The sequence below is a fragment of the Micromonospora sp. RHAY321 genome (assembly GCF_023896955.1).
In the GTDB taxonomy this organism is placed as follows: domain Bacteria; phylum Actinomycetota; class Actinomycetes; order Mycobacteriales; family Micromonosporaceae; genus Micromonospora.
Genome location: NZ_JAMHIW010000030.1, coordinates 21,570 through 29,193, shown reverse-complemented (window position 1 = coordinate 29,193; position 7,624 = coordinate 21,570). Strand labels below are relative to the sequence as shown.

At 71.7% G+C, this 7,624-nt stretch carries 7 protein-coding genes; 5 read left to right on the top strand and 2 right to left on the bottom strand.

Annotated features, from left to right (window positions below; translation table 11 throughout):
* Positions 1 to 66: 66 nt before the first annotated feature.
* Entirely contained in the window at positions 67 to 741 is a 675-nt protein-coding gene (locus M8C17_RS31115) for an acVLRF1 family peptidyl-tRNA hydrolase (RefSeq protein ID WP_252420257.1), read from the top strand.
* 103 nt (positions 742 to 844) lie between these two features.
* On the opposite strand, the gene M8C17_RS31110 is transcribed toward M8C17_RS31115, so the two are convergent.
* The gene (locus tag M8C17_RS31110; protein ID WP_252420255.1) at positions 845 to 1,768 is read right to left on the bottom strand and encodes a neutral zinc metallopeptidase; all 924 of its coding nucleotides are present in this window, start codon (positions 1,766 to 1,768) and stop codon (positions 845 to 847) included.
* A 262-nt stretch (positions 1,769 to 2,030) separates the two neighbouring features.
* Here M8C17_RS31110 and M8C17_RS31105 point away from each other — a divergent pair, with 262 nt between their 5' ends.
* Entirely contained in the window at positions 2,031 to 3,635 is a 1,605-nt protein-coding gene (locus M8C17_RS31105) for an ABC-F family ATP-binding cassette domain-containing protein (RefSeq protein WP_252420253.1), read from the top strand.
* A 31-nt stretch (positions 3,636 to 3,666) separates the two neighbouring features.
* On the opposite strand, the gene M8C17_RS31100 is transcribed toward M8C17_RS31105, so the two are convergent.
* Positions 3,667 to 4,266, bottom strand: coding sequence for a cadmium resistance transporter (locus tag M8C17_RS31100; RefSeq protein WP_252420251.1), 600 nt, complete (start codon positions 4,264 to 4,266; stop codon positions 3,667 to 3,669).
* A gap of 222 nt (positions 4,267 to 4,488) precedes the next feature.
* Here M8C17_RS31100 and M8C17_RS31095 point away from each other — a divergent pair, with 222 nt between their 5' ends.
* The 3 genes from M8C17_RS31095 (at position 4,489) to M8C17_RS31085 (ending at position 7,621) form a co-directional block, all read left to right on the top strand.
* Positions 4,489 to 4,716, top strand: a complete 228-nt coding sequence (locus tag M8C17_RS31095; protein ID WP_007462679.1) for a helix-turn-helix domain-containing protein — start codon at positions 4,489 to 4,491, stop codon at positions 4,714 to 4,716.
* 46 nt (positions 4,717 to 4,762) lie between these two features.
* Positions 4,763 to 5,530 (top strand): enoyl-CoA hydratase/isomerase family protein, encoded by a 768-nt coding sequence (locus M8C17_RS31090; protein WP_252420249.1) that lies wholly within the window; start codon positions 4,763 to 4,765, stop codon positions 5,528 to 5,530.
* A gap of 114 nt (positions 5,531 to 5,644) precedes the next feature.
* Positions 5,645 to 7,621 carry an ABC transporter ATP-binding protein gene (locus M8C17_RS31085; RefSeq protein WP_252420261.1) on the top strand — a complete coding sequence of 659 codons (1,977 nt, stop codon included), beginning with the start codon at positions 5,645 to 5,647 and terminating at the stop codon, positions 7,619 to 7,621.
* Positions 7,622 to 7,624 lie beyond the last annotated feature (3 nt).

Here is a 7,624-nt window from a genome sequence, read left to right as displayed (position 1 = left end):
CACCGCGAGTCGGCGGGGGACCGTGCAGGGGTGGGGGTGGGTGGGGTGGTGCCGTAGGTTCGGGGGATGTCGAGTCGACCTGCTGCCGGTGGTGGCCGCTGGGTGGAGGTTGATCCGGCTCGGCTCGCTCGCTGGGTTGACGGCTTCGCCGAACGGCACGGTCCGCCTACCGTGACAACCCAGGGGTACGGTCTGTTGCTCACCGCCCCCGACGGTGCCACCGCTGAGCTGCACGTCCCGCCCGGTGCCGCCGGCATTTCCGGCGCGGTGGCGGACGGGGGCCTGGCTGACTTTCTCGCCGCTGCCGGCGCGCCACGGCGGATCGGCCTGTTGCTGGCGCGCAAGAGCGCGGTGGCGATGGGCGTGGCGGCGGGGGAGGACCTCGTGGTCTCCAAGGTGGACAGCCGCTACGTGCAGGGCCGCACCGCTGCGGGCGGCTGGTCCCAGCACCGTTTCGCCCGTCGGCGGGACAACCAGGCGAAGGCCGCCCTCGGCGAGGCGGTCGAGTTGGCGGTACGGCTGCTGCTGCCGGAGGCCGGCACGCTCGACGCCGTGGTCGCCGGCGGTGACCGGCGCACGGTGGACGGCATCCTCGCCGACCGGCGCCTGGCCCCGCTCGCGGCGCTGCGGGCCGAGAGGCTGCTCGACGTTCCCGAGCCCCGGCACGCCGTGCTGGTCGCCGCAGTGGCGGCTGCCAGAGCGGTCCGCGTCCTGGTCCGCGATCCCGCGCCGGCTGACTGACGCGAGCACACCGGGGCGCGGCCGTCGCGTCGCCTGATCATGCGAAGGGCGCCCCGACGGTCGGTACGGGCCGTCGAGGCGCCCTGTCGGCGCGGTGGAATAGTCAGAGCTGGTCGGTGCCGAAGGTGTCGCAGGCCTGCGGGTCGCCGCGGTCGTAGCCCTGCTGGAACCAGCGCTGCCGCTGCGCGGAGGTGCCGTGGGTGAACTGGTCGGGGTTGACCTGCCCGCCGGAGCGCTCCTGGATGCTGTCGTCGCCGATCGCCTCGGCGGCCTGCACAGCCTCGCTGATGTCGGTCGGGGTGATGGACTTGAACAGCGGCTCCTGGCCGGTCTCGTCCCTGCTCTCGGTGGCGTGCTTGGCCCAGGCACCGGCGTAGCAGTCGGCCTGCAACTCCAAGCGGACGGAGGCGGAGCGGGGGCCGCTCTGGTCGCCCTGGCCGGCCCGCTCGTTGGTGCCGAGCAGGTTCTGGATGTGGTGGCCGTACTCGTGGGCGAGCACGTACGGCGCGGCGAACTCGCCCTTGGCGCCGAACCGGGAGGCGAGCTCGTTGTAGAAGCTCAGGTCGATGTACACCTGCTTGTCGGCCGGGCAGTAGAAGGGGCCGACTCCGGAGTCGGCCTGGCCGCAGCCGGTGTTCACGGCGGCCTGGAAGAAGTTGGTGTCGGTCGGCTCGTACTTCCCCTTGCCCAGCTCCGGGTACGCCTTCTCCCAGTAGCCCTGGATGCTGTTGACGTAGAGCAGGTTGCGGCAGCGCACGTCCTCGAAGCGCTGGGCGTTGTCCCGCGAGCACAGCTGTTCCAGGTCGGTGCCGCCCGCCTGCCCGCCGCCGTCCTCGCCGTTGGTCATCGCGTTCAGGCCGAAACCACCGCCGAGGAGCGCGACCAGCACGGCCACCACGATGCCGATCAGCCCGCCGCGACCACCGCCGCCGGGCAGTGGGATGCCGAGGCCACCGCCCCCTCCGCCGCCCCGGCCCTGGTCGTTGACCTGGGACGTGTCGAGTTCGGCCCGCTCGTTGAGTTCCATGCTGACCCCGATCGCCGTATGCCGGTGATTGTCGTTTTGATGTCGTTCTGTCACTGAAATGCCGGACGGGGTCCGGACAGCGGTTCCGGTACCCGATGATCTTGATTGGTAATCCGGGCGGGGCGTCCAGCGGCGCCCGGTACACTTGTCGGGTGCTGCGCTGCGAAGGCTGAACCGCCCCGTGCCGCCGGGCCACAGAGCCCGCCGGCCGTTTCGCGTGCCCCGAGTCAGCCTTCCACTCCCCGAGAGCGAGCCCGAAGAAATGATCACCGCCACCGGCCTGGAACTCCGTGCCGGCTCCCGGATCCTGCTGTCCGACACCACCCTGCGCGTGCAGCCCGGTGACCGGATCGGCCTCGTCGGCCGCAACGGTGCCGGCAAGACCACCACGCTGAAGGTGCTGGCCGGCGAGGGGCAGCCGTACGCCGGGCAGATCGACCAGCGCAGCGCCATCGGCTACCTGCCGCAGGACCCGCGCACCGGCGACCTCGAGGTGACCGGCCGCGACCGGGTGCTCTCCGCGCGCGGCCTGGACGTGCTGATGGCCCAGATGCAGGAACTCGAGGCCCGGCTCGCCGAGGACACCGACGAGAAGCTGGTCCGCCGTTACGGCGCGCTGGAGGACCAGTTCGCCGCCCTGGGTGGGTACGCCGCCGAGGCGGAGGCCGCCCGGATCTGCGCCAACCTCGGCCTGCCGGACCGGGCGCTCGCGCAGACCATCGGCACCCTCTCCGGCGGTCAACGCCGGCGCATCGAGCTGGCCCGGATCCTGTTCCGCGACGCCGGCGAGAACGGCGGCGGCATCCTGCTGCTCGACGAGCCGACCAACCACCTCGACGCCGACTCGATCACCTGGCTGCGCGGCTTCCTCGCCAACCACAAGGGCGGCCTGATCGTGATCTCCCACGACGGCGCGCTGCTGGAGTCGGTGGTCAACAAGGTCTGGTTCCTCGACGCCACCCGGTCCGTGGTCGACGTGTACAACCTGGGCTGGAAGGCGTACCTGGAGGCGCGGGAGACCGACGAGCGTCGTCGCCGCCGGGAGCGGGCCAACGCCGAGAAGAAGGCCGGCGCCCTGATGGCGCAGGCCGACAAGATGCGCGCGAAGGCCACCAAGACCGTCGCCGCGCAGAACATGGCCCGTCGTGCGGAGAAGCTGATCTCGGGTCTGGAGGAGGTCCGGGTCGCCGACCGGGTGGCCAAGGTGCGCTTCCCCAACCCCGCGCCGTGCGGCAAGACCCCGCTCACCGCGACCGGCCTGTCCAAGTCGTACGGCTCGCTGGAGATCTTCACCGACGTCAACGTGGCGGTGGACCGCGGCTCCCGGGTGGCCATCCTCGGGCTCAACGGCGCCGGCAAGACTACGCTGCTGCGGATGCTCGGCGGGCTGCTCACGCCGGACACCGGCGAGGTGCACGCCGGGCACGGGCTGCGGCTGGGCTACTACGCCCAGGAGCACGAGACGCTGGACGTGGAACGGACGGTGCTGGAGAACATGCGCGCCGCCGCCGTCGAGCAGTCCGACACCGACCTGCGCAAGATCCTCGGAGCGTTCCTCTTCTCCGGCGACGACGTGAACAAGCCGGCGGGGGTGCTCTCCGGCGGTGAGAAGACCCGGCTGGCCCTGTCGACCCTGGTCTGCTCCGGTGCCAACGTGCTGCTGCTGGACGAGCCGACGAACAACCTCGACCCGGTCAGCCGGGAGCAGGTGCTCGACGCGATCGCCAACTACCCGGGTGCGATCGTGCTGGTCACCCACGACCCGGGTGCGGTGTTGGCGCTCAAGCCGGACCGCGCCATCCTGCTGCCCGACGGCGACGAGGACGCCTGGAGCGACGACCTGCTGGAGCTGGTCGAACTGGCCTGACCGGGCCGGTTCGGGCCGTCCGGCCCGGCTCTCAGCCGAGCAGGTCGACCAGTCGGCCGAGCACGCCGGAGCTGACCAGGATCACCACCCCGATCGCGACGAAGATCGCCGGGACCAGCCAGTGGCCCGCGCGTTCGACCAGCCGGACCACCCGGGGGTGCCCGCCCAGCCAGGCGCCGGCGGCGCACCACCCGGCGATGAGCACCACGAAGACCAGCAGGAAGGCCGCGCTGTCGGCGGGGCCGAGGGCACGGAAGACGGGCACGTACACGGCCACGTTGTCGGCGCCGTTCGCGATCGTCACCCCGGCGACCCCGAGCGTGGAGGCCACCACGGCGGGCGCCTCGTCGCCGTCGCGTCGTACGAGGGCGCGGACGCCGAGCGCGATGGGCAGCAGCCCGAGCAGGCCGGTCCACGGGTCGGGCACCACCAGCAGGCCGGCGGCGATCACCGCGCTGGCCAGCGCCAGCGTCCCGATGCCGAGGTACTGCCCGGCCACGATCTGCCAGGGCCGTGGTCGGCCGGTGCGGCGGGCGGTGACGAAGAACAGGGTCAGGATGACGATGTCGTCGATGTCGGTGGCGGCGAAGACAACGGCCGCCCCGGCCGCCGTACCCAACAGGTCGATCATGACCGCAGGGTACGGGTGGTCGGCGGGCGCTGCCGCACGGCGGCGACGGTGGTACGGCGGGCCGGTGTCGCGGGGCCCGTCGGCAGGATCACGCTATCGGGAAGCTGACATTGCATAGCGTGTCGGTTGGCGAAGAGTTGATATCTGGCGCATGATCGTTCGAGGCGGTCTAATAGGTGGGACCGTATCCGAACCGCACAGTCTGGGACGTGAGGACACAGCATGGCAGCCACTGGCACAGCCACCAGCACTGAGAAGGGTCGCCGGATCGTCGGAGCCGAGCGTCAGACGCTCGCCAAGGACCTGGTAAAGCGGTACACCTCGGGGGAGAGCATCCGCGCGCTGGCGGCCTCGACCGGCCGTTCCTACGGGTTCATCCACCGAGTGCTCACCGAGTCCGGGGTGCAGTTGCGTCAGCGCGGCGGTGCCCGGCGCCGCAAGAAGGCGTGACCCGCCCCCCAGCGTCGTCCACCAGCGCCGCGCCCCGGGTCGTCCGGTGACCGCCGAGGCGACCGGGGTCCGGCTGAGCTGCGACGGGCCGGTTGCCACGGTGACCTTGTGCCGGCCCGACGTGCTCAACGCCCAGACGCCCGCCATGTGGCGCGCGATGAGCGATTTCTCCCGCGACCTGCCCGGCGACGTACGGGTGGTGGTGGTCCGGGGCGAGGGGCGAGCGTTCTCCGCCGGCCTCGACCTCGCGGTGGCCGGTGCTTCCGGTCCGGGGTCCTTCGCCGAGCTGGCCACGCTGCCCGAGCAGGAGTGCGCCGACCGGATCGCCGAGTTCCAGGGCGGCTTCACCTGGCTGCACCGGCCGGACGTCATCTCGGTGGCGGCCGTGCAGGGTCACGCGATCGGTGCCGGCTTCCAGCTCGCGCTCGCCTGTGATCTGCGGGTCCTGACCACCGACGCGAAGCTGTCGATGGCCGAGGTGACCCTCGGCCTGGTGCCCGATCTGGCCGGCACCAAGCGCCTCGTCGAGCTGGTCGGCTACGCGCGGGCGCTGGAGATCTGCGCGACCGGCCGCCGCCTGGACGCCGCCGAGGCGGACCGGATCGGGCTGGCCACCCTTGTCGTACAGCCCGCCGAGTTGGACGGTGCGGTCCGTGACCTGACCGCCGGCCTGCTCGCCGGTGCCCGTGACGCGGTGGTGGAGATCAAGGCCCTGATCGCCGGCGCGGCCGGGCGGTCCCACGCCGACCAGCAGCGCGCCGAGCGGGAGGCACAGACCCGCCGGCTGCGTGACCTCGCCGGCCGGGGAGAATAGTAAGGACCGTACGGGAAGATCCGGGTTACGACCGAGGTTGTCAGAGTCATCGGGAGAATTGACCTGACGGTGGTGGTCTGCCCGACAACCCGGAGGTGAGTGGTGTCCAACCCGATGTCCGGCGGTGGCATGGCGGGCTGGAGCATGCTGCGGTCGATGCGCAACCGCGACGAGGTCTCCACCCACCGGCTGAAGCGCGGCGTGGCCCGTCGGATCGTGGCCTTCGCCCAGCCCTACCGGCGCGACATCGTCGTCTTCCTGGCCACCGTGGTGCTGGCCGCCGTCATCGGCGTGGCCACCCCGGTGCTCGCCGGCGACGTGATCAACGCGATCAACCGGGGCGGCACCGAGGCCGGTCGGCTGGTGGTCCGGCTGGCCCTGTTCATCGCGGCTCTGGCGGTCGCCGACGCGATGCTCTCCCTCGCCCAGAGGTGGTATTCCGCCCGCATCGGCGAGGGCATCATCCTCAACCTGCGCACCCGGGTCTACGACCACGTGCAGCGGATGCCGTTGCAGTTCTTCACGCGTACCCAGACCGGCGCTCTGGTCAGCCGGCTCAACAACGACGTGCTCGGCGCCCAGCGGGCCTTCACCTCCACCCTGTCCGGTGTGGTCAGCAACGTCATCCAGCTGGTGCTCACCGCCGCGGTCATGTTCACCCTCTCGTGGCAGATCACCGCGCTCTCGCTGGTGCTGCTGCCGATCTTCATCATCCCGGCCCGCCGGGTCGGCAAGCGGCTGGCCGACATCACCCGCGAGGCGTACAACCTCGACGCCAAGATGAACGCGACGATGACCGAGCGGTTCGGGGTGGCCGGCGCGCTGCTGGTGAAGCTCTTCGGCCAGCCCGAGATCGAGGCCCGCCGGTTCGCCGGCCGGGCCGAGCGCGTGCGGGACATCGGCATCCAGTCCGCCATGTACTCCCGGACGTTCTTCGTGGCCATGCTGCTGGTCGCCTCGCTGGCCCAGGCCCTCACGTACGGCCTCGGCGGCTGGCTCGCGGTGACCGGCGGTGTCAGCGCCGGCACGGTGGTCACCCTCGCGCTGCTGCTCACCCGCCTCTACGGCCCGCTCACCGCGCTCTCCAACGTCCGGGTGGACGTGATGAGCGCACTGGTCTCCTTCGACCGGGTCTTCGAGGTGCTCGACCTGAAGCCGGGCATCGTGGAGAAGCCCGACGCGGTGCCGGTGCCCCGGAACGCCGGCCGGGTCGACTTCCGTGACGTGCGGTTCCGTTACCCGAGCGCCGCCGAGATCTCCCTCGCCTCGCTGGAGGAGGTCGCCACGCTCGACCGGACCGTCAACGAGCCGGTGCTCAAGGGGGTGTCGTTCAGCGTCGAGCCGGGCCAGATGGTCGCCCTGGTCGGCCCGTCCGGCGCCGGCAAGTCGACGCTGTCCATGCTGATCTCCCGCATCTACGACGTCACCGACGGGCAGGTGCTCGTCGGCGGGGTGGACGTGCGCGACGCGACGCTCGCCTCCCTACGCGACGAGATCGGTGTGGTCACGCAGGATTCGCACCTGTTCCACGAGACGATCGCCGAGAACCTGCGCTACGCCAAGCCGGACGCGACCGACGACGAGATCTGGGCCGCGCTGGCCGGCGCCCAGGTCGCCGACCTGGTCCGGTCGCTGCCCGACGGGTTGGACACCACCGTCGGGGAGCGCGGCTACCGGTTCTCCGGCGGCGAGAAACAGCGCATCGCCATCGCCCGGCTGCTGCTCAAGGCCCCGTCGATCGTGATCCTCGACGAGGCGACCGCGCACCTCGACTCGGAGAGCGAGGCGGCGGTGCAGCGGGCGCTGTCGGTGGCGCTGGCCGGGCGTACGGCGCTGGTGATCGCGCACCGGCTCTCCACCGTCCGCGACGCCGACCAGATCCTGGTCCTCGACGGCGGACGGATCGTCGAGCGGGGGCGCCACGAGGAGTTGGTGGCGGTCGGCGGGCTCTACGCCGAGCTGTACCGCACCCAGTTCGCGGTCGCCGACTCGCCGGCCCCGTACGTGGACGCGACCGGCCCCGAGCCGGTGGTGCTGCCGCTGGGCACCTACGTCGCCGACGAGGCACTGCCACCCGCCGCCGCCAACTGACGC